The organism is Vibrio sp. DW001 (assembly GCF_029016285.1).
Taxonomy (GTDB): domain Bacteria; phylum Pseudomonadota; class Gammaproteobacteria; order Enterobacterales; family Vibrionaceae; genus Vibrio.
Genome location: NZ_CP091975.1, coordinates 2,601,690 through 2,624,215, shown reverse-complemented (window position 1 = coordinate 2,624,215; position 22,526 = coordinate 2,601,690). Strand labels below are relative to the sequence as shown.

Below are 22,526 nucleotides of genomic sequence, written 5' to 3'. Positions count from 1 at the left end.
TATGGTGCTCTTATCTTCTGGGCTGTTTCCGTTTTTGTTACATAAGTACAAAGTTAAACGAGAGCGTGAAGAGAAATTGTTTGATACGAGAAAAGAAGAGTATCAAAGCTATTTTAAGAAAATAGAGGACGCTGCTCGTCTAGCTGGGAAAGATTACGATAAGTATTTGACAGGAACACTTCCCAATGCATCGAAAAAGCTCTATGAATCGAATTCTTCTCCAGAGGCGATGGTCGAGTATCAACAAACACTGAATGACTTTACAAAGGACATAAATGAAGGGTTTCAGAAAGCTACAAATGAACTCGTAAGTTTAAGAATTGTTTGTAGTAAAGAGTTGGCACTTTTACTTGATGAATTTGAAAGTACCGGCGTTTTTCAAGCTAGTTGTCACTACTTGACTAATTATCAAGCAGCTTCTTTCTCTGGGTTCAGGTGAACCTCTCCGATTGGTTCGCAGTTGCGTATTTTTCCTGACCAACGCTCTGGTTTTGCTTGGCGATGTGCCATCAGCACCTTCGCTCTTTTCTTTAATATCTCCGGATCTTTGCCACTATGCCGCTCAGAAGGTGTGACATAATTTAAGCGACTATGTTTATGCTCGGTGTTGTACCAGAGAACAAAACTCTCTACCCAAGAACGACTTTCCTCGAGACTTTCGAAGCCTTTTGATGGCCAGTTCGGTACATATTTAAGCGTACGGAACAGCGATTCGACATACGGATTGTCATCACTCACACGAGGACGACTGTAAGAAGAAGTAATGCCTAACTCTTCCATTTTAGCTTTGAACGTCAACGATTTCATAGGCGCACCATTATCCGAGTGCAGCACCAACGCTTGATTAAAGCATTGCTCCCGCATCAGCGTGCGCTGAAGCAGTTGAGATGCCATCTCGCCACACTCTCGGTCATAGACTTCATAACCAACGATTTTCCGACTGTAGATATCTTCAATAAGATAAAGGTAATAGTGTCGTCCACGAACGCCTGACGGCAAGTACGTAATGTCCCACGTAAACACTTGGTTCGGGCCTGTTGCTGTGTAGCTTGTCGGTTTTGATGATTTTTTACGGCTCCGTTGGCGACCTCTTCGATTCAGTTGTCCTACTGCTTTCAGCACGCGATAAAAGCTGGATTCAGAGGCGATATATTCACCTTTATCCAGTAGCGTTGGCACTATTTGGCTTGGTGGAAGGCTGGTATAGTCAGCCGCATTGCTTATATCAACGATAGCCTGTCTCTCTTTCTCCGAAAGCTTGTTAACAGGCTCAGGTCTTAACGATATTGGTCGCTTATCAGCGTGTACCTTACCGTACTGATACCAGCGACGGTAAGTTCGTAAATCTATCTCTGCTTCATTGCAAGCACTCTCTAAGCGACTACCACTCTGACGCGCTTCATGAATAAGCTCAACGAGCGTGTACCTTTTATCGGTTGACCACTACAAATCGTCCTCTGGCTCTTCCCCGTGAAAGGCTTTCAGCTTTTTTCTTAACACCAACAACGCGGCCGTTTCCGCTAACGCTTTTTCTTTAAAACGAAGCTCTTTCTTTAATTCTTTGATTTCATGCTTATCGGCTTTGGCTTGTTTCTTTGCTTCGGCTTCACGCTCTTTTGAAGACATAAAACCTTGCATACATTCGCTGCGCCATTGTTGAACTTCTTCTGGGTACAGCCCTTTTTCACGGCAATACTGGCTTAACTCGCTTTCAGTCAGAGAAAACGTTTCTGCGACAATGGCTAATTTAGTTTGCGCAGACCAATGCTCTGAATGGGTATGAAGTGGCACAACGGCTCCTGATCCTCGAAGTTGTTTTCGCCAATAATACAGTGTTGCATCACTGATGCCTTCTTCTTTTGCTACTTCTGCCACAGAGCGTGAGTGTGGGGGTAATAACTTTTTCAATACAGCTTCTTTTCTTTCTTGCGAGTAACGAGACATATTTCCTCTGTTACCGCCCCTCTAATTGGTTAATTTTTAACAGTGACAACTAGCCTGACACAGGGGGCAGGGGGTACTTACCAAGAGATGATGAACCTTCAACCTCAAATGCTGGAAGAGATCAGAACATCTATGACGATGGAGTCATTTATTTCCGGACATTTTTATTTTGAAACACCGAGCAAAATTAAAATGACCAATTTAGGTTCTTCTTTAGTAAAAACACGAAATCAGATTATATTGACTATGCGGCAAGAGCTTGGGTTTGAGTGCTAACAAACAACTCAAAGGGACAATAACACGTGCCACTTTTGGTTCGGTTTGTTTTTGAGGTTATGGCTGAATGCGAAATGTGACCTATATGCTTTATATTTCAGTTATTTATGGTAGCTTGAATGAAAGTTAGGCAAGCAGAAAAACGAGCAGGCCTGTTATTAATAATGTTAGCTTTCAATCAAAATTTGGAGAACAACATGAATAAAAAACAATCTGTTTCTAGGTTGCATGTTAGATATAAACATTTTCAAAAAGAACAGCGTGATACTTGGGAGTCATTCTGTCTCATTGATTTCTATTCACCAAAAATTAAAGATGCGATAAAAGACGATGTCTTCCCCCAACTTATATTCGATCGAGTCTGGAATGACACTTCTAAAGTCGTAAAAAAAGATGACATATACGGTGCTCTGGACTCTTTGTCGAGAAAAGGTAACTACAGACGCACTTTATTAGAAGCGGTTTTAACATTTGAAGATTATATTACCGATGTAATAAACGATGTTTACTTGGATATCCCATATAAACTGGTTGCGACTGGCAAAGATGAATCAAATACTAACACGCAAAAAATAGTAAGGCTTATTTTAGATTCTGAAGATAAATCTGAAATTATTGAACGACTGGTAGAAGAAAAGATTCGCGGGATATTTTATGGTAACCCTCTTGATGTATTTGTTAATGATAAGGCTAAGCTTGAGTTAGGTAACTACTTTAAGTCCAATCATCAAAATGAAATTGAGACGATTAAAAAAGCTATAGCTATACGCAATACTGTTGCTCATAACAATGGGAAAATTGACCGCAAGTACATCCGAGAGGCTGATAGTAACGCCATTTTAGGGCGAAAAGTAGTCATTGAACGAGAGTTTCTAAAGGAAGTGATCTATGCACTTTCATTAGTTGCAGCTCAAACAACAAGGCTTATCGTTGAAAATATTTACAAAGACACCCCTTCAGGTAATTTAGCTCAAGCTATAAAATCGTTTAGTAAAAAAGAAAGTTAACAAACAATTTAAGAGTGATTCAGCACGCTTGGCATTTTGGGTTTTGGTTAAGTTCAGTGTTTACGGTGGTCAAATTAAGTGTTGTGCTCGCGTTATTCACACCTTAATTGGGCGTTAGGCAGTAACGTATTGGATATAGGAAGTATCGATTTGAAATATGAAAAAATGGTGGTTATTTTTATTGATGTTTTAGGTTCAAAAGAGATGAGGGATTTTGATCAAAAATACGAAATTCATTCGCTTTTTCACTCCAGCATCAAAGAAAGCCAGAATAGACAAAACTCTGAAAATCTATCTCATGTAGCGTACGAAAGGAAACTTTTTAGCTTCTCTGACTGTGCTTATATTGTCTATTACTATAAGGAAGGGATAGACGAGCAAAGAAAAGATGAAGGGAAATTAATTCAAGTAGCGCTTTACAATACATCAATACTACTGACTAAAATCATGAGTAAAGGATATTTGGTGAGAGGTGGTGTTACATATGGTGATGCATTTGTTGATGACGATGGTTGTTTTGGGCCTGCTGTTGATAGGGCATATGAAATAGAATCTAAAGAAGCTATATACCCTCAAGTTATGTTGGGTGATGAACTCGGCAGAATTCAATATGAATTTGAATCGAAAATTCTGAGTGATTCATCTTTTATTATGCTTAATAACATAACAAGCAATAGAGTTGCGAGAATAGTAAATAAATTAGACGATAAATACTTTCTCAATATTTTCTATCATATTGAGATGGAGAGAACGCTTTCATATGATGGTGAAGAAATTTCTATTGATATGGTAAAAGAAGTATTACTAAATAAAATTGGAGGCGATCTAATTGCATACCGAGATGACGAGCGAGTCACTAAAAAATTAATTTGGTTCAAAGAATATGTTACCAATCTAAGCTGTTGCTTGAAAGATGACCAAATGACATTTAGCACAACATTATAAATTGCCTAACAAGCGCCTGCCAACTTGCTACGCAATTAAGGCGGGCGTTACTTTCCCAGACTTCAATTAATCCGTTACATCCTAATTTAGTAATATTTCTGACAAAGTTTTGTCCAACTCTAATTCAGCACACCTAAAAACACAAGGGTACTGTCAAGTTAATCGATGCTATGGCAGTATTCCAATATGAACATAGATAAAAGACATCGAATTCCTCCTGATATCATCCAACATACCGTCTGGTTGTACTATCGTTTTAGCTTGAGTTTTAGGGATGTAGAAGACCTTCTAACGGAACGAGGCATCACAGTAAGTTACGAAACGATTCGATATTGGTGCAACAAATTCGGGCGTATCTATAGCAAGCGTTTGAAGAAAAACGCCGGTCGATTTGGTGATACGTGGTTCATGGACGAGGTGTTTATCAACATTCGTGGTGAGCGTTATTATCTCTGGCGAGCAGTAGATCAGGATGGCGATGTTATCGATATCCTTGTGCAGAAAGAAGAGATGGAAAAGCGGCAAAGCGTTTCTTTAAACGGTTATTAACTCGCAATCAAGGAGTTAGCCCTTGGAAAATAGTGACAGATAAACTTCGCAGTTATAATGTTGCTCACAGGGAGCTTGTTCCAGAATCAATTCACGACAATAGCAAGTATCACAATACTCGGTGTGAAAGTTCCCACGAACCAACAAGAGTGAGAGAGCGGCAAATGCGAAAATTCAAAAGCAGGGCACATGCGCAGCGTTTCCTCTGCATGTTTTCGTTGGTTTATATTGTTTTTAATTCACAAAGGTATTTATGCAAAGACGAATTTTACAAAAGTCGTAGAACAGAAGCCTTTGCTGCATGGCGTAATATTACCACTAGTTAAGAGGTGAGCTACTGGGAAACGGCGACTCGATTTAGTTAACTTGACAGTACCCACTTTAGATAAGCAAAAAGTAGACGGCATTATTTATCCAAGTTCAAAGCTAAATGGAAAAAAAGCAATAGTTGTTTTTTGTGATAGTAATGAATGCATTGAACAATACGAATCAAAAGGCTTACTTAAGCTAGTTAAATGTATCCGAGTTAACCCAAAGGCATATATATAGAAAAATGGTTTAATCAGTGACTGTACATCGTCTTTGTCCATCCCTTAGGTAGTCGAACTTAAAAGGGTTCTGACTGTATACGTTGCATTTTTATTCATAATAGTGAGTTTAGTAGCTGTCAGTAATTGACAATTTACTTCTTTAAAAGCTTTATGGATAAAATGTTGTCTACACAAATTGATGGATGAAGACACCGATCAAGTTTACTACACCAACGTCGCATGCAGTTGGCTTAACAGTAAGAGCTGTAGCTGCAAAGATTATCCAAACCGTTTTGAATCTGGAGAAGAGTGCCTTAAATTAAGCAGGGATAAGATTTCTGAGTTTAATTGGTTACCAGAAACGTGCTCCTACCGAATACTTGCGGAAGGCAAACCTCTACCTAAGTGGCATCCACTTATTACTGGCTCTAAGTCAGCAATGCATGCCGCAGGGGAAAGCGTACGCGGCAAGGTAGTGTATGAAATTGACGTGATCAATTGGGAAGACCACATTCAGAATCATCCGAATAGAGACGCCCTAAAAATCAGCCCTGATAAGGGTTAGCTATCTACGAATGGTCATAAAAAACCGCGTTATCAATATATATCACGACCATACGCTCTTTATTCAAGAGCAGTAACGTCATGATAGTTATTAATGCGTCGGTCTAGCCCCTTTTGGAGGCTACTTACAGCTAATTTTAGGGCGTCAATTAATTCAATGGAGGGAACTGATCTCCGTTAGCTTTGATTACAGCATCAAGTAACTTTTTGGCAACAGTTGCTGAAGGCACAGTGCGGTTAAGCGTAAATGCTTGCAGAGCTTTTTCGTACGATTGTTCGAAGAATGCATCTACAAGTAGCTTTTCAGCTGCGCACTGGTTCTCCATTAACCCTTTTTGGAAAGTGGGGATGTCTTTTTTGAAGCGAATTGGTTCAGGTCCTCTAGCGCCAACATAACATGGGATCTCAACCATTGCATCAGAGCGCATGTTCGGAATGGCGCCATTATTCTGAACAATGATAAGAAAACGATTTTTCTCATTCATTGCTATTGAGCGAGCAACATCAACGATGAACTCACCATGCACGCCCAACCTAAGGTCAGTATTTTTCAAGGAACCTTCTGCAAGTGCTACCTTAGCCGCATTGAAAACATTGGCTTCACGTCCGTCCATCACTTGATTAGCTCGTGTATATTCAGGGTTTGACTTAGCGACAATTTCATCAGGGTACAAATAATACTGAAGGTAGGTATTGGGCAACAGATCTGGAAAATCAGTTGTTATATTTGTCAGCATTTTGAATGTGGCGGCCCAAGAGTCATCTGAATTTTCGCTGCTGTCTTGAGTAATACCAGAGGTACGAGTTAATTCAAGTATCTTAGGAAGTAAATCTTCGCCCGTATTCTTGTTCCAAATATGTGTCCACCAACCAAAATGATTAAGACCAAAATAGTCACATTCTAGGTCTTTTACATCAACATTTATCGCCTCTGCAATTGAACGTTCGATACTAAGTGGCATATCACAAATATTTAATATCTTGGCATCAGGGTGAGCTCGATTAATCGCCTCTGCGACGATAGATGCAGGGTTACTGTAATTAAGTATCCATGCCTGAGGTGCGTACGTATTAACTTGTTCAACAATATCAATCATATCTTTGATTGAGCGCATGCCATAAGAAAAACCGCCAATGCCACAAGTTTCTTGACCAACACAACCAAATGTAAGTGGTACCTTCTCGTCAACTTCACGCATCCTTAGTCCACCAGATCGAAGCTGAGCCAAAACAAAATCGCAGCCAGTGAATGCAATTTTTGGATCTGTCGTTTGATTCACTTTTATATCACACCCGCTGTCTTTAACTATTAATTCAACGAGAATAGAAACTTTGGATTGACGTTCTCCATCATTGTCAAAAAGCATAATGCTATCTACAGGAAAATCGGCTCTACGGGATAGTAGACCCATCACGATACCAGTAGTATAGGTACTACCACCTCCGGCGATTGTAATTGCGAATGAGTTGTTCATTATTTGCTCCTTATTGTAAGAGGGTTTGAAAATATATCGGACAGAAATCAGACATAACAGTTATTTTGATTGTTATGTCTGATTTTTTGAAGTCATACATTAAATGTAATGTCGAACCAGATTTTAGTTAATGTAAGAATATCAAAAAAATTCAATTGGTGGATAAAATATAAAAATGGAAAAGTAATATCCCGTAGAAATTAAAGTATATTGATGATGAATTAATGTTATCAGTACTAAATTGTGGTAAATAAACTTAAATACAGGATAGTGTATTATTAAATCTAACCTTTAACCAAATATTACTCTTGTATTATTGGTGTGTGAATATTTTTACTTTAACCATTGTAGTAAGATTATTAAGTGAGTGTATGGGTGAGTTAATTTTAGGCGAAGTTACATGTCTAATAATTTATTTAATTCTTTCATGACCTTTCCTACGTCAGTGCCAATAACTACTTGGATTGAAGTGTCACTGACTTTGACTACTGCTTTCGCTCCTGTCTTTTTTATGCTCTCTGCGTCAACTAAAGAACCATCATGTAATTCTAATCTCAATCTAGTAACGCAGCATTCTGCATCCACAATATTGTCCTTACCTCCAATGTATTGCATTATTTTTTTGGACATATATTGGTAGTTGTCATGATTTAACCTAATTTCATATTCTTCCTTACTGACATTCTCATCGAAGTTTACGGTATCATCCTCTCTTCCAAATATTTTGTAGTCTCTCCTTTCTATAACTAACTTAAACGTAAAGTAATAAACGAGAAAATAGACTAGGCCTACAGGTAAAATTATCCAACTATTAGTACCCAAATTATAGTTTAACCCATAATCAATAATGCAGAAGCCAAACGAAATGCCAAGTTTAACATTGAAAAAATATAATATAACGCCAGCAGTACCTGTTAAAAGGGCATGGATAAGGTATAATTGAGGTGCCAGGAACATAAACATGAATTCTAAAGGTTCTGTAATTCCAGTGACAAAGGACGTAACTGCACCCGAACCATATGCTGCTTTTGCTTCTTTCTTTTTAGTCGGTTTAGCTGTGTGGTACATAGCTAAAGCAGCGCCAGGCAATCCAAACATCATTACAACAAAAAACATCGCTAATATACCGCCAGCCGTGGGGTCTCCAGATAGAAACCTAGGTATTTCACCCGTTACTACAGTACCTGTAGATGTCGTGAAACTGCCGACTTCAAAGAAGATGTACGAATTTAAAACATGATGTAAGCCAACCGGAATTAAAAGTCTATTTAAGACACCAAATAAAAATATTCCAATCGCCCCTGATAGAGTAATCAAGATAGCTAAGTTATTAAGTCCATGCTCAATCGGTGCCCAAAATTGAGCAAACAGTATGCCCAGAGGCACTGCTAGCAATGGTCCTAGTGTGACTACAAATTTCTCACCCGTAAAAAACGAGAACATGTTAGGTGTCTTCCATTCTCTGCTATGATTATATAATATCGCAGTTAGTACGCCAATAATAATACCTGCAAAAACACCCATATTTAGGTCTGGATTCACATATTCAAGAGATTTCTTAAATATCATTAATGATATGATCGCCGCTAGAATAGATGTGGTTTTGTCTTTTGTTTTTGCAAATGCGACTACGGCGCCAATTGCAAATAGCATATCTATATTTCCAAATATGACATTAGCGGCTATTAATAATATCTGTATATCCAATAAATCAGTATGTCCAAATCTGGCAAGTAAACCTGCGATAGGTTGCGCTGCTATAGGGATAAGCATTGCCCTACCAAGTTTTGAAAGTTGATTTTTAAAATCATTAAGTGTATACGCCATGCGTTAGTTCCTTAAATTTCTCTAAATGTACATAAATTGCAATGAATTGATAGATACTTTCTAAGGTCTTCATTAAGTAAAGCTTGTAATTCATATATTCGAGATATATTTAGGCTTGAGCTTTCCATGATTGATTTATCCATGTATGCCGGATGCCACATGACTTCAACCACATTTAGACCTTTACTTTCTTCCAAAGATTCTATTATTTCATCTACGATTGCCTGTTCTAAATCCTTACTATTCTTAATTTTATTCTCTCGCCTTATATATGGACCAATCAATACGTCATTACATTTAATTTTATTGTCCTCGAACACTGTGCTACCTATTTTAGCCGTTTCTAACACGTACTTAACTTTTGTACCTTGTTTCTTTAGTTCTTCGGTGTTTGAATTTCTCACTGGTAAGTTATACTCTTTGGCCAACTGAATTATAATCTTCATGTTGTCTTTGTAATGATGAATGTGATGATGAGAATCTAGATGTGTAGGTTCAATTCCAGAAAGAATTACCATTTCAATTTGAGATTTAAATTCCGCATAAACTTCATTACTGTCTACTCTAAATGAGTCCTTTTTGTAGTTCGATAATGTATGAAAATACCCACTACTATTTACCAATGTTTTATGACTATTTAGTAACGGACGTCCACACGTTAAAGTACAGTGAACTCCGATTCCCAGGCAGGGGTATTCTTTAGCTATTTTTACCGCATGGTCAAATCCTGGCATATTGGCCATGATCGTGGTTGATGTTAAAACGCCATCTCTATGAGCATCAATAATTCCATAATTGACCGAATTTGAATAACCAAAATCATCAGCATTATTAATAACTTTTAACTTCATTAAATCATTCCTTCAATGAACTAGTTGTATTTATTTTATAATTAAATATCGACTTGCCTTTAATATAAGCACATCATTTTACGTAGGTTTAGTAAGAGAAAAATAATTTAGCAGGATTGACCTTGGTTTTCAGGGCAAGCATCACACTATAACAACTGATTGGCTTGTTATGTTATGTTTTGTTTTGTTTAGATCGACTTGAGCATTAGTTGTTATATAATGTTATGCATACATACCTTGAATTGAGAGAGTAATGGTTAGAAAAACACTTTATGACACAGTTAAAAGAAGCATTGCTGAAGCTATTGAGCGTGGTGATTACAGTGAAGGTGATTTGTTGCCAACAGAAGCCATGCTTTGTGAGCAACACGGTGTCAGCCGAATTACTGTTCGCAAAGCTTTAAAAATTCTAGAAAATGCTGGGCTTATTGAATCAATTCAAGGTTATGGTTCTTTTGTCCGTGAAAAGATTACCAATAATAATATCTATAAGTTGGGCAGTTTTGCTGAAGGTACAATCTCTTATGATCACCATTCTAAAGTAATCAATTTTGAGTTGAATGAAGCGAGTGAAAAAATCCGAACTTTATTAAAACTGGATAAAGGGGAGCAAATATACTATTGCAAGCGCTTGAGGTACGTTGATGACAAACCCGTTCTATTAGAAGAAAGTTGGATGCCAGTAAAAATATTTCAGGATCTGAGTATTTCTATTTTAGAAGGGTCAAAATATCACTACGTTGAAAATATCAAGGGCTATGAGATAGAGCACTGTATTCAAAAATTTGAGCCCATCATTCCTGATAAAGAACTGACAACATATTTAAAACTAATGCCTAATCAAGCCATATTAAAGTTAATTTCCACTGGCTATCTTACCGATGGGAAGCCTTTTGAACATAGTTTGTTATATTTCAATACCAAAGGACATGAATTTAGCTTAATCGCTAACAGATAATTAATTAGTATTATCGCTCTTTATTAATAATATCATTAAACAATGGTGCGATAGCTTTGCCAATTATATTAATAACTACACTTATTGTCGGCCTATCTCGAACGTAGATTGAACTATCTTCTCTGAGTTTGGACATTCCATCATAAGATTGAGGGAATGAGAGATGATTACGTATCAAAACGATTAGACTGCCAAGTCAGATGTCTGTTTTGGAAACACTGACGTAGGCTTGAGATAGGTAGAATCGATAAAAATGTAAAAAATGGATGTATTTGATTATCGCTGCTCGTATAATTAGTAAGCCTACTTTCAATATGGATATAGAGGAATGACTAATGGAAACTCAAGTGTTAGAGCCTTTCAAACTGGCCTATGTACGATTAGTAGGACCATATGGTCAAGGCATACCAGAAGCGATAGATAAGATTCACAAGTGGGCGGCGACCAAAGGTCTTCGTGATATCAAGCGTGTTCATATCTTCCACGATGATCCAGATGTTACCCCACCTGAAGAATGCCGCGCAGATATCGGTGTAGTGGTTCCCTGTAACGTTAAAGCGTCTGAGAGTATTCAATTACAGCAACTACCAGGTGGCAAGTATATTACCGCCCGCAAGAACACTTCAAGTGTTCCACAGATTATCGAGATCTGGGACAATCTAATTGAAAAGATGATTACTTCGGGCGACGAAATGGACGACAGGCCATGTTTTGAGCTGTACCATTCTGATCAAGACGAAACGGTTGATGTTAGCGTGTTTATTTCCGTAAAATGATGTAACCAATACGGTACAAAATCAGTCGCCAAATATAGGCGGCTTTTTATTGCCATTGATGTACGCATGGCTTTGTTGTCGAGTTCACTGGAACTAAATCAAGGGTCGCCATTTCATTCTAGTGGATAAGACCGCTGTCCTTTCAATTTGATTAAAATAAAAAACAATGAACGATTACGGTATCTTTTCGAAATATCCTATTTCATTAAAGTGTGTTACGTTGTAAAATGTGATCTTGATCCACTTTTAATGTTAGAGGTAAGGAATGTTCGAATTTATAGGTATGTTGGTCGTATTCGCTTTTGCGCTTGTGGTTGCAAAAGACATGTATAAAGCAAAATCTACATTGCGTAACATAAAAATTGAGCGATAGGTTGTCTTTATGCCAACGCTAATATAATGGCACCCACCGAAATAGCGCCCTTGAGGTATTGGCCTGCCGTATAGCTAGTGTCCTCGACTTCTTCTATTTCTTCTGGATGGTCTAGGCCCAGGGCTCCGTGAGTAAAGGATTCGACTTTAGTTGGTTTGACGTGCTCAGTTTCATTCGCTTCTTTATCGATCTGCTGTAAAGCGGTTAGTAAGGCTTTACCTTCATCAGACAGTGTGACTTTATTCTTTTCGACCTTCAGTGGCGTGAACGACTCTTTCGTTTCAGACGGCTGAGGTTGAGAATTGGCTTGTTTAGCCTGAGTCGCTTGTAACGTGGAAGCGTTAGTATTCCCTACTGGCGTCATAGATTGCCTCAATGATTTCTTCTTATAGATTAGATATCGACATAAGCGGCAAAAAGTTTAACTATTATTGCCGCTTTCTGTTTGTAGTTAATTTAAGCAATAACTAGACCAATTAATAAGAAATGAGTTATTTTTTTCGATAAACCCTTATCATGAAATCTGCCTCACAATTAAATATAGGGTTATTTACCAATTGCTGTCTTACCAAGTTGGTCGCTTTCCATGCAAATGGTGTCATCTGTAGCAGATCGAGTGATTCAGATTCTTCTAAATTCATTTGGTAGCTTAGGTGCTCTTCGTGCTCGAGAGTAAAGCCGTCAATCGTTTCGAGGGCTTCGTCATGCAGGCGGACATCATCATATATGAGTGCACGCAGTTGATATAGATGCCGTGCAGCAGGTGTGACAGTTACGACGACGCCATTCTCGGCGACACATCGATTCATCTCTTCAGTATTACATGGGGCATAGATGCGTAAAATTAGATTAAGAGAGTGATCTAAGAATGGCAAATTCTGGCTCGAAGCGACCGAAAAGTGGCAAAGAGGATATTTTTTTGCCGCATACCTGATCGCAACCTTTGATATGTCCAACCCAAACACGTCAGGTTCATGTCCAGCTTGTCTAAGCTGATAATCGATTTCATTGGTATAATAGCCTTCCCCACAGCCGATATCTAACAGGTTAAAATCGATATTGTTCAGCTTTTCTAAACAGATTTTTGCTACTTGCTGCTGTAACTGAGCATAATGACCACTGCCGAGAAAACGCCTCCTTGCCTGCATCATTTCCGTGTTGTCACCCGGATTTTTTGAACGTTTTTTATTCGCAGGGATCAGATTGACGTAACCTTCCTTAGCGATATCGAATTGATGATTATTCGCGCATTGGTAAAAGCGTGGTTCTTGTTTTAGTTTTTCAGAGCAAAGTGGACATTGATAAAGCATGAGCAACTTAAGTAGTGAGAATATTCTGAGATTGTAACGTTATGTGTGAGTTATTTCGAGCATAGAGAGAATCTATTCGTTGCTGTGCTTTCGATAAGGACTTTGATGTCATCGATTAAGGTTGCCTGGTATTCGACCCCCACTTTTGTGGGGATCGAATACCAGTATAGATTCACGTCTTACGCAAAACGCGGCAAATGTATGGATACTATTTGACGCTGATTTGTGTGATGAGCTGGTAGCTTTCGTCAGGTTGAAGTGTTTTGCCTGTTTCCATGCTTGTTGCATGATAGGTCGATTCAACACATAACATGGTGTTGTATCCGTCGTCTGCCATATCACCCATCGCTTTAGCGCCAGTTTCCCAAGGGTTCCATATAACAGCAGAATTGTCGCCTTTGTTTTTAATGACAATAATACGGTCATTGTTTGGATCGGCAATTTCGATCGTCTCTTCTGGCTGTGTATAAACACGGTCAACGGTATCCGTTAGCTGAAGTTCCGCTTCACCTTGGCATACCTTGCCACTCTGAAGACTATCCGAATATTCCAATCCCATACCAGTGGTTATTGTGTCGCGGATATCAGCGACATTGAAGTAGGTGTGGAGTGCGCCGGAAAATTGCCATGCCTTGTCATCCGTATTATTGATTTCGAGCGTGACTTTAAGGTCGTCCGCCACCTCAACATATAGACGAACTTGGAAAGTATATGGCCATACAGCCATTGTTTCTTCGCTCTCTTCAAGGCCTAAACAGATGATAACCCCATCATCTGATTCTCTGTGTTCAACGAGATGCCACAAACTTGTACGAGCAAAACCGTGTGCAGGGGCAGCAAGTCGGCCAAACCAAGGCCAACAGACGGGAATGCCACCACGAATTGCTTTAGTCGACTCGAATTCAGTTTCTTCACTAAGCCAGATAACATCTTCTTGGCCTGTTGGTTTGAACGAAAGAACATGACCACCATGTAAGGAGATGTCTGCCGTTGCTTTAGGGTGAGCAACGCGAATGATCTTGATGCCATCTTTTTCGATGACGGTCACATGGTCGGCAAGAGGACCAATGACGGGAAGATATTTTTCCATAGAGATTACTTTCCTTAAATTATAGAAACAAAAAAGGCGACACAATGGCCGCCTTTTCTTATGCTTTCAAAGAAAGCCTCAAACTAATAATGCTTACTTAGAGATGTGAGCAACTAGGTCAAGAACTTTGTTTGAGTAACCGATTTCGTTGTCGTACCAAGATACAACTTTAACGAATTTGTCTGTTAGAGCAACACCAGCAGCAGCATCGAATACTGAAGTTTGAACTTCACCGATGAAATCTTGAGAAACTACAGCGTCTTCAGTATAACCTAGAACACCTTTAAGCTCGCCTTCAGATGCTTCTTTCATAGCAGCACAGATAGCTTCGTAAGAAGTAGCAGTCTTAAGGTTAACAGTAAGGTCAACAACAGAAACGTTTGCAGTTGGAACGCGGAAAGCCATACCAGTTAGAAGGCCGTTTAGTTCTGGAAGAACAACGCCTACTGCTTTAGCTGCACCAGTTGAAGATGGGATGATGTTTTGAGAAGCACCACGGCCACCACGCCAGTCTTTAGCTGAAGGAGCATCTACCGTTTTTTGAGTTGCTGTAGTCGCGTGAACTGTCGTCATAAGACCAGATTCGATACCGAACTTGTCGTTAAGAACTTTAGCAATAGGAGCTAGGCAGTTAGTAGTACAAGAAGCGTTAGAAACGATATCTTGACCAGCATAAGTACTGTCATTTACGCCCATAACGAACATTGGAGTTGCGTCTTTAGAAGGACCAGTAAGAACAACTTTCTTAGCACCAGCAGTGATGTGTTTACGAGCAGTTTCGTCATTTAAGAAAAGACCAGTTGCTTCAGCAACAACGTCAACGTCGATTGCATCCCACTTAAGATCTTCTGGGTTGCGCTCAGCAGTTACACGTACTGTTTTACCGTTTACAACAAGGTTGCCATCTTTAACTTCAACTGTACCGTTGAAACGGCCGTGAGTTGAATCGTATTTTAACATGTATGCCATGTATTCAACGTCGATAAGGTCGTTGATACCAACAACTTCGATGTCAGTGCGTTCTACAGATGCACGAAATACAAAACGGCCGATACGGCCAAAACCATTAATACCTACTTTGATAGTCATTATTTGTTGCTCCACAACTTTTTTCTGATGAAATATAAACTGGTTGTAAAATTACAGAATACTGTAATTATCTGCAACAGATAATCGTTCTTATCTTGTTCAAAGTCAAAAAAATAATGCCTTTTTTCAACTTAGTTTCACGAGCGACTACTTTTTGCGACCAATTTACAAAATATTGTTACTTAAGAATCGATGATGAAGGGCGAAGAGAAGAATTGCAACCCCATGAACGCAGGTTCAATCAGAAAAATATGTGCTACAAAGCAATAAATAAGCAAGTTTTTATCACAAAATCGATCAATAATATAAAAAAAGAAAAGAAAGTTGAGAGGAATGAGATGAAAGATAAAGTGATAAAATCAGATCAAGAATGGCGTAACTCTTTGACAGAGGAAGAGTTTCAGGTATGTAGGCTACAAGGGACTGAGGCACCGTTTTCTGGAAAGTTGTTGCATAATCGCGAATCAGGGGAATATTTTTGCACTTGTTGTAAGAAGCCGCTATTTCATTCCGATCATAAATATGACTCTGGTTGCGGTTGGCCGAGTTTTGATTCTGCTATCGATGGCTCTGCTATCCGTTACTTAGAAGACATTAGCCACGGCATGAAGCGAGTCGAAATACGTTGTGCGAGTTGCGATAGCCATTTGGGGCATGTTTTTCCTGATGGGCCAGAAACCACTGGAGATAGGTACTGTGTAAATTCGGTGTCGTTAACTTTCACTAAAAATACAAAAAACGTCGGATAATTTGATGTTTTTTGTATTTTTATTTCATTTTTGTATCAATTATAACCCGTTTGAACGCCAAAGATTTTCTATTTTACTTTAGTTATCAATGAGGTTTTGTAATTGTTGTCCTTAATTGCATCGATTATGTCATCTGCGATTGTTTCGAGTTGCTCTTTTTGCTCTGGAGAGAAACTATAAAGGACACTGAGATCTCTTTCCGACGCTACCGGCACACCGAACTCTTTGCTGACCAGAACCCACGCATAAGCGCGTTCTGGCCTTTTCAACGCATGATTAACGCTTGCCAACGCCTCAAGAATACCTATGTTAAGATTATCTTCATCGCTTAGTTTCAAGGCGTTATTGAGTAGCTTGACCGTTTTCTCTTGATCGCGAGTTATATAGTAAGTCGCCAACGCGTATTGTAGTTCTGCGGTATTAAGTTGACCACTTTTTTCTAGCTTTAAAAACTGACGTATGGCGCCATTTTTTCCTTGAGTCCATAAGAAATAGAGCGTTTCTGGTGTGTCGTGTGTTGATAATTCAGTGATTAACCGTTTCTCTTCATCGATAGTATGTAGGAGAGCATTAAAGCGTTTCTCTTTTCTATTTTTTACTTTGGTGGGTTCAATTTGTGCTGCAAGTTCTAGGCACTTATGATACGCCTTTACATAATGAAATTCTTTTATCAAATTGCTGTCAGTTGGGGACTCCATGACCTCTTTACGATGCCAAATTAGATCCGTTCTCGCGACACGACATTGCCCATCATCCATGTTGAGTTGATCGCAGCGAAGCGCCGGATTGTTCTCACACAGTTTATTGGTGTTCATTCTGCCTTCGAAGCAGCCGAATAAAACAAGACAAGAAGAAAGCAATACGATGTTTTTTTGTATATTCATATTTAATGCTTGTGATCAATTACTACTATTCAGCCATTGATGATTGACTATCTATAAAGCGTAGCTAACTTGATGTGTTGTATAAAGTCAAGAAAAGGAAACCAATGCTGTGAATACGGAAGAGTTGATAAACGCGATAACACCTGAAGCGTATGAAAGATTGCAGTATGCAGTAGAAACGGGTAAATGGCCAGAAGGTGGAGTGTTGACTCAGGAACAGAGAGATTCCTGCATGCAGGCCGTGATGATGTACCAAGCGAAATACAATACCAATCCAGAACATATGTCCGTTGGGGCCGACGGTGAAATAAAATTTAAATCAAAGGCCGAATTTAAAAAAGATTTCGCAGTCGGAGAAGATGATATTGTTCGGGTTAACGTGAACGATTGATTAGTATTTATTCTCATGTAAACGTGAATAGCTCAGGTCCCCACTTTCGTGGGGATGACGGGTAAATATGGGATGACGAACCAGATGTGGAGATGATGAAATAGATGCTTAAAGTGACATCTCATCTCTTAGTACTTTTTGCATTTCACTTTTTATCTCTTCATAACTTAGATTTTGACTAAGAAGATAATGCAGTTTTGCTAAAGCCGCTTCAGGGGTCATATCAAAGCCGCTAATCACGCCTGATTCTGCAAGGGCACAGCCCGTTGCATAGCCACCCATATTGACCTTTCCTGCCAAACACTGTGTCAGATTGACGACAATGACACCTCTATCTGATGCTTCTCTTAAATGGGCCAAAAGCTCTGGGTTTTGAGGTGCATTCCCAACACCGAAGGTGAGCAAAATCATCGCATTAACAGGTTGTCTTAGCGTATTTCGGATCACTTCATGAGAAATGCCGGGATACATTGTAATGACACCTATTGGTTGTGGTGTAATTTGATGTACCTTAAAGTCCCCATCTGGTTTCAGATCGACAGTGACGCCATTACGCACATGGATATTAATTCCCGCTTCTAGAAGGGCAGGTAGGTTAGGTGATGTGAATGCACTAAAGCCATCGGCGTGCGTTTTAGTACTTCTGTTGCCGCGCATCAACTGATTATTGAAAAAGAGCGTGACTTCATTTATTGGGTAATTAGCGGCAATATGCAAAGCATTTAGTAGGTTAGCCTGACCATCAGAGCGGAGTTCTGATAGTGGGATCTGTGAACCCGTGACAATAACGGGTTTCGCCAGGTTTTCGAACATAAAAGAAAGTGCAGAGGCCGTAAACGCCATCGTATCGGTACCGTGCAGAATAACGAAACCATCATACTTGTCGTAATTTTTCTTAATGTCGTCCGCAATAAACTGCCAATCCTTAGGGGACATATCAGAGGAATCGATTAAAGGTTCATACTCGTTGATAGTATAATTTGGCATCTCTTCACGATGAAACTCAGGCATGCCAGCTAGTTGCTTTTCCATAAACCCTGCGATTGGAATATAACCGTGTTCGGATTTTTGCATTCCTATTGTGCCGCCTGTATAGGCGATATAGATATGTTTTTTAGTCATCTTGAGTCGTGTTTTCTGAGTAAAAAATAATTATAACGCATGCGTCAATAGAATCCGTATTTATATGTTGGTTTTTTAGTAACCTAAATGCTTAGTTTCGTTTCTTGATTAAGATTAAGTGTTGATTCAGTCAATACGGCAAGCTTCACGCCTAGCGTCACATCCTCGCGACGTCGCGATTTTTTATATCGCATGTACCAATTTGATACGCAGAGAAAGAACGTAATAAAAATTGACAGCAGATGGCATATTTAAAATATATTTAATTTTATATGCTAATAACTACACCGAAAAATTAATATATATTGTCGCCCATTGGATGTGGAAATTACGCATATCTCATAAAATATTTGATGGTATCTGCTATTGATGTTTAATCTGTATATGTATTTATTCCAGCTAAAATAATTCGAAGATTGAGATGAATGTCTGTTTTTAATGTTGTTCTGTATAACTTGGCCAGAATGAATATAGTAGGTGGAAACGAAATGAAAAAAACGCAATCTGTAAAATTTAAAATGTTAATGACATTATGTTTTATTATATCAACTATATGTGCTGAACTTTTTGTTTTTGTAGGTGGAAAGATAGGAATTCTTAATGAGGTTATGACATCGGTTCTAAATATCTTTATGTTAATGACATTATGTATTTCGGGTGTATTAATAATTATAACGTATAAAAGTACTATGCCAAAAATTGACATCCTTGCGGAGCATATTGTTCAGTTACAAAACTTCGACTTACGAGAGGGACCTGTTTGTAATAGCTTAAATATGGGTAGCTTTAAAGATGATGAATTTGGAAAAATCGCACTGGGTTTACGTACATTTAGAGTAACGGTTCATGACCTTGTAAAAGATCTTGTCGATAATAACAAGGTGATAGTTAATGGTATGGAAGGCGTTAAAACGATAACAGATAATCTAAATACAATGGTGATAAATCAAGAGTCACAAATAACACAAATTGTGACAGCAAGTGATGAAATGAACTCAAGTATTGTCAGTGTAGCGCAAAGTACAGATCTTTCATCGATTGATGCACAGGTTGCTTTAACGTCAACTAAAAATACAAAAGAGCTTGTTACTGCGTCCACCGAATCAGTAAGCTCAGCCCATAATGCTATTGTTTCGTGTAACGAATCTCTTCGAGATCTTAAAAATGAAAGTGAACAAATTAATGATGTAATTAATATTATTAGTGGAATAGCCGATCAAACAAACTTGCTTGCATTAAATGCGGCTATAGAGGCGGCTCGAGCAGGAGAATTCGGGCGAGGTTTTGCTGTTGTCGCTGACGAAGTACGGGTGCTCGCACGAAAGACACAAGAATCGACAGGGACAATTAACGCAATTGTTGAAACCATTACATCAGGAACTGACAATGTAAGTACGATAATGGAATCTGAAGTAATAACGCTGATTGATGACTGTGTTACAAAGTCGGTTATTGTGGACGAGTCAATTGATTTGATTGTGAATATAATCGAAAAAATGAGTAATTCTAGCAATCATATTTCAACGGCAGCTGAGGAACAAGCGACAGTAGTTAATGACGCCAATAAGAATATCAATGCAGTATATGAATTAACAAAAGAGACTACCGAGAATGTGAATAAGGTAAATAGTCAATGCAATATGGTAATGAGTTTGATTAAGAAGCAGGATGAAAAAATAAATAGTTTTGTTGTATAATAAAAAATTAAAGGTGAGTAAGTTGAATTAGAACACGGTAATAACTGTGTTTTAATAGTTGCACGCCGGATTAAACTAAGTGAATACGTATAGTTTAATCCGGTGTATTACTCTACAAATTAATAATGGATGTCATTAATTTGGCCGCATTTATTTTACTTCGCACGTTAAACAGAGTGAATAGACACCCTTTGGATCGTTCAAGGCGCTGAGTAATTCAGTGTCTGCTATGAGCTGTTTAGAGATTGGTTGTAATGCATCAGGCAACAAAGTCGATATATCCATCCCTAAAGAGGCATTTAGATTCTCAGATATTTGCTGCAATAGTTGCTCTGTTGTGGAAAGAGGTTCTTCTACCCAATAGAGATTGTACTCTTCAACATTTGCTAGCTCGGCTGCTACCTTGACGGCGTCATCAAAATCACCCATCTGATCAACTAAGCCAGCGTTCATCGCATCAAAACCGGTCCATACACGCCCTTGGGCAATCTTATCCACGTTTTCTACTGACATGTCACGACTCTTGCCTACTAAGCCAATAAACCGTTGGTAACCATTCTCAATGCCTAATTGAAAAGCTTCGCCAGCCTTGTCTGGGATACCACGAGTAATCCCTATGCCAGAGAACGGGGTCGTTCCCACTCCGTCACTATAGACGCCCAATTTGTTGAGGCTTTTTTCGAATGTGGTGATAACGCTAAAAATACCAATAGAACCGGTTAACGTCGTCGGCTGCGCAATAATTTTATCCGCGCCCATCGAGATCCAGTACCCGCCAGAAGCGGCCATACTCGACATTGAGACGACAACGGGCTTACCTGCTGCCTTTATCGCTTCCACTTCGTTACGAATAACCTCAGAAGCGAATGCACTGCCGCCTGGGCTGTCCACTCGCAGCACGACAGCTTTTACGTTGTCATCATTTCTTGCTTCTCGTAGTAATGCTGAGGCCGTATCACCACCAACAGTGCCACGAGGTTGCTCTCCATCCATTATCGTGCCGCTCGCAACGACAATCGCAATATCATTAGAACTATGTTGGTATTCTGGTGTGACAGTGTTGCGATATTCGTAGTAACCGATAGCGTTGTAGCTGTCTTTGCCTTTGGCTCCAAATACCTTTGCCATTGCTTGGCGGATTTCTTGCCTAGTGGCGAGTTCATCGACCAATCCAAGTTGTTGGCTAAGCTTTGCTAAATCACCGTTAACCGTCTTAAGGTTCACCAGAAACTCATCCATGGAAGGATTTACCGAGTTAGCGTCTATATTTCGGTTTGAGGTAACATCATCAATATAAGCTGCCCACAACTGCGTTAACCAAGCGGAAGCCGACTCTTTTGCATCATCTGACATATTGTCGCGGATAAAAGGTTCTATCGCTGATTTGTACGTTCCGACTCTAAATACATGGGTATTGATATCCAAATTTTCTAACAGAGTCTTGTAATAAAGAGGATAAGTGCCATAACCGCTAAGCATCACCGCGCCATCAGGTGCCATGTATATCTTGTCGGCATAACTGGCTAGATAGTATTGACTTTGATTATAAAAACTACTGATAGCGTAAACGGGTTTACCAGACTCTTTAAAGGTATTGATCGCTTTGGCGATATAACGAAGCTTGGTTAAACTGGTTTCTGGTAGATCTCTTAGGCTAATGATTAAACCTGATACCTTCTCATCATCGGCCGCGTATCGAATCGTATCGACGATATCGAAAAGTATATTCTCTTTTGGTAGCTCTTGACCAAACAGAGAACCAGTGACGGAATCCATCGGATTAATGTATCGTCTCTGTTCTACGATCGGTCCGGCGAGATTAAGAACAAGTGCAGATGTTTCTTTGACTTGTGGTGGTTCGATTACTTGGCTTGTTTGAGTATAACCTAGATAGACTAATCCAATAATAATAAAGAAAAACAGATTAAAGATAGCAAGGCGAATGAAGTTGATGATTTTCCAAGCCCATTTTATTGTGCCACCGATAAATTTAAATATTTTTTTCATGCCTTCCCCACAAATGCGATAAGCAGATGCTTACAAAGAGTTAAGTTGAGTGAGTTAATCCTACGTCATAATCACAAAAAATACATCTTACATTGATCAATGTTGCACAAAT

Annotated in this window: 19 protein-coding genes and 3 pseudogenes; 11 read left to right on the top strand and 11 right to left on the bottom strand. The window is 39.0% G+C overall.

The genetic code is table 11. The features are described from left to right. Nucleotide 1 precedes the first annotated feature (1 nt). The gene (locus tag L3V77_RS11900; protein ID WP_275134359.1) at nucleotides 2-439 is read left to right on the top strand and encodes a hypothetical protein; all 438 of its coding nucleotides are present in this window, start codon (nucleotides 2-4) and stop codon (nucleotides 437-439) included. Here the strand turns inward: L3V77_RS11900 and L3V77_RS11895 are convergent. Continuing rightward, nucleotides 409-1,944 (bottom strand): annotated as a pseudogene (locus tag L3V77_RS11895) (IS3 family transposase). The gene L3V77_RS11900 and the pseudogene L3V77_RS11895 overlap by 31 nt on opposite strands. A 42-nt stretch (nucleotides 1,945-1,986) precedes the next feature. Between L3V77_RS11895 and L3V77_RS11890 the strand changes: the two are divergent. The 5 genes and pseudogenes from L3V77_RS11890 to L3V77_RS11865 form a co-directional block, all read left to right on the top strand. Beyond that, nucleotides 1,987-2,220 (top strand): hypothetical protein, encoded by a 234-nt coding sequence (locus tag L3V77_RS11890; protein WP_275134358.1) that lies wholly within the window; start codon nucleotides 1,987-1,989, stop codon nucleotides 2,218-2,220. 197 nt (nucleotides 2,221-2,417) lie between these two features. Beyond that, complete coding sequence (locus L3V77_RS11885; RefSeq protein WP_275134357.1) at nucleotides 2,418-3,227, top strand: hypothetical protein; 810 nt, start codon at nucleotides 2,418-2,420, stop codon at nucleotides 3,225-3,227. Between the two features lie 150 nt (nucleotides 3,228-3,377). After that, nucleotides 3,378-4,172 (top strand): hypothetical protein, encoded by a 795-nt coding sequence (locus L3V77_RS11875; protein ID WP_275134355.1) that lies wholly within the window; start codon nucleotides 3,378-3,380, stop codon nucleotides 4,170-4,172. A 186-nt stretch (nucleotides 4,173-4,358) separates the two neighbouring features. Beyond that, nucleotides 4,359-5,047, top strand: a pseudogene (locus L3V77_RS11870) (IS6 family transposase). 382 nt (nucleotides 5,048-5,429) lie between these two features. Then, nucleotides 5,430-5,816 (top strand): annotated as a pseudogene (locus L3V77_RS11865) (YcgN family cysteine cluster protein); the annotation flags it as partial. A gap of 148 nt (nucleotides 5,817-5,964) precedes the next feature. On the opposite strand, the gene L3V77_RS11860 reads toward L3V77_RS11865, so the two are convergent. The 3 genes from L3V77_RS11860 to L3V77_RS11850 all read right to left on the bottom strand — a co-directional run bounded on the left by L3V77_RS11860 (nucleotide 5,965) and on the right by L3V77_RS11850 (nucleotide 9,968). Next, on the bottom strand, nucleotides 5,965-7,290 hold the full coding sequence (locus tag L3V77_RS11860; protein WP_275134354.1) for a maltose-6'-phosphate glucosidase: 1,326 nt from the start codon (nucleotides 7,288-7,290) through the stop codon (nucleotides 5,965-5,967). Nucleotides 7,291-7,686: 396 nt separating this feature from the next. Further along, entirely contained in the window at nucleotides 7,687-9,117 is a 1,431-nt protein-coding gene (locus L3V77_RS11855; RefSeq protein ID WP_275134353.1) for a PTS transporter subunit EIIC, read from the bottom strand. Between the two features lie 11 nt (nucleotides 9,118-9,128). Next, nucleotides 9,129-9,968 (bottom strand): carbohydrate deacetylase, encoded by an 840-nt coding sequence (locus L3V77_RS11850; protein ID WP_275134352.1) that lies wholly within the window; start codon nucleotides 9,966-9,968, stop codon nucleotides 9,129-9,131. Nucleotides 9,969-10,221: 253 nt separating this feature from the next. Between L3V77_RS11850 and L3V77_RS11845 the strand changes: the two genes are divergently transcribed. Together L3V77_RS11845 and L3V77_RS11840 are read left to right on the top strand one after the other, a co-directional pair. Then, a complete protein-coding gene (locus L3V77_RS11845; RefSeq protein WP_275134351.1) occupies nucleotides 10,222-10,926 on the top strand; it encodes a UTRA domain-containing protein in 705 nt (234 codons plus the stop codon). A gap of 335 nt (nucleotides 10,927-11,261) precedes the next feature. Next, nucleotides 11,262-11,702, top strand: coding sequence for a GyrI-like domain-containing protein (locus tag L3V77_RS11840; protein WP_275134350.1), 441 nt, complete (start codon nucleotides 11,262-11,264; stop codon nucleotides 11,700-11,702). Between the two features lie 380 nt (nucleotides 11,703-12,082). On the opposite strand, the gene L3V77_RS11835 is transcribed toward L3V77_RS11840, so the two are convergent. The 4 genes from L3V77_RS11835 to gap all read right to left on the bottom strand — a co-directional run bounded on the left by L3V77_RS11835 (nucleotide 12,083) and on the right by gap (nucleotide 15,564). Further along, nucleotides 12,083-12,439 (bottom strand): hypothetical protein, encoded by a 357-nt coding sequence (locus L3V77_RS11835; protein WP_275134349.1) that lies wholly within the window; start codon nucleotides 12,437-12,439, stop codon nucleotides 12,083-12,085. A 127-nt stretch (nucleotides 12,440-12,566) separates the two neighbouring features. Further along, nucleotides 12,567-13,385, bottom strand: coding sequence for a 23S rRNA (guanine(745)-N(1))-methyltransferase (rlmA, locus tag L3V77_RS11830; protein WP_275134348.1), 819 nt, complete (start codon nucleotides 13,383-13,385; stop codon nucleotides 12,567-12,569). Between the two features lie 208 nt (nucleotides 13,386-13,593). After that, on the bottom strand, nucleotides 13,594-14,475 hold the full coding sequence (locus L3V77_RS11825; protein WP_275134347.1) for a D-hexose-6-phosphate mutarotase: 882 nt from the start codon (nucleotides 14,473-14,475) through the stop codon (nucleotides 13,594-13,596). A gap of 93 nt (nucleotides 14,476-14,568) precedes the next feature. Continuing rightward, nucleotides 14,569-15,564 carry a type I glyceraldehyde-3-phosphate dehydrogenase gene (gene gap, locus L3V77_RS11820; RefSeq protein ID WP_195703887.1) on the bottom strand — a complete coding sequence of 332 codons (996 nt, stop codon included), beginning with the start codon at nucleotides 15,562-15,564 and terminating at the stop codon, nucleotides 14,569-14,571. 338 nt (nucleotides 15,565-15,902) lie between these two features. Between gap and msrB the strand changes: the two genes are divergently transcribed. Beyond that, nucleotides 15,903-16,313: a peptide-methionine (R)-S-oxide reductase MsrB gene (gene msrB / locus L3V77_RS11815; RefSeq protein ID WP_275134346.1), complete on the top strand. Its 411-nt coding sequence runs from the start codon at nucleotides 15,903-15,905 to the stop codon at nucleotides 16,311-16,313. A 68-nt stretch (nucleotides 16,314-16,381) separates the two neighbouring features. Here the strand turns inward: msrB and L3V77_RS11810 are convergent, their stop codons facing one another. After that, nucleotides 16,382-17,197: a DUF2989 domain-containing protein gene (locus L3V77_RS11810; RefSeq protein WP_275134345.1), complete on the bottom strand. Its 816-nt coding sequence runs from the start codon at nucleotides 17,195-17,197 to the stop codon at nucleotides 16,382-16,384. Between the two features lie 109 nt (nucleotides 17,198-17,306). On the opposite strand from L3V77_RS11810, the gene L3V77_RS11805 reads away from it, so the two are divergent. After that, on the top strand, nucleotides 17,307-17,588 hold the full coding sequence (locus L3V77_RS11805) for a DUF1315 family protein (RefSeq protein ID WP_275134344.1): 282 nt from the start codon (nucleotides 17,307-17,309) through the stop codon (nucleotides 17,586-17,588). Between the two features lie 108 nt (nucleotides 17,589-17,696). On the opposite strand, the gene ansA is transcribed toward L3V77_RS11805, so the two are convergent. Next, a complete protein-coding gene (ansA, locus tag L3V77_RS11800) occupies nucleotides 17,697-18,710 on the bottom strand; it encodes an asparaginase (RefSeq protein ID WP_275134343.1) in 1,014 nt (337 codons plus the stop codon). Between the two features lie 488 nt (nucleotides 18,711-19,198). Between ansA and L3V77_RS11795 the strand changes: the two genes are divergently transcribed. Then, nucleotides 19,199-20,407 carry a methyl-accepting chemotaxis protein gene (locus L3V77_RS11795; RefSeq protein WP_275134342.1) on the top strand — a complete coding sequence of 403 codons (1,209 nt, stop codon included), beginning with the start codon at nucleotides 19,199-19,201 and terminating at the stop codon, nucleotides 20,405-20,407. A 150-nt stretch (nucleotides 20,408-20,557) separates the two neighbouring features. Here L3V77_RS11795 and sppA read toward each other — a convergent pair whose 3' ends face one another. Then, nucleotides 20,558-22,414: a signal peptide peptidase SppA gene (gene sppA / locus L3V77_RS11790; protein ID WP_275134341.1), complete on the bottom strand. Its 1,857-nt coding sequence runs from the start codon at nucleotides 22,412-22,414 to the stop codon at nucleotides 20,558-20,560. Between the last annotated feature and the right edge of the window lie 112 nt (nucleotides 22,415-22,526).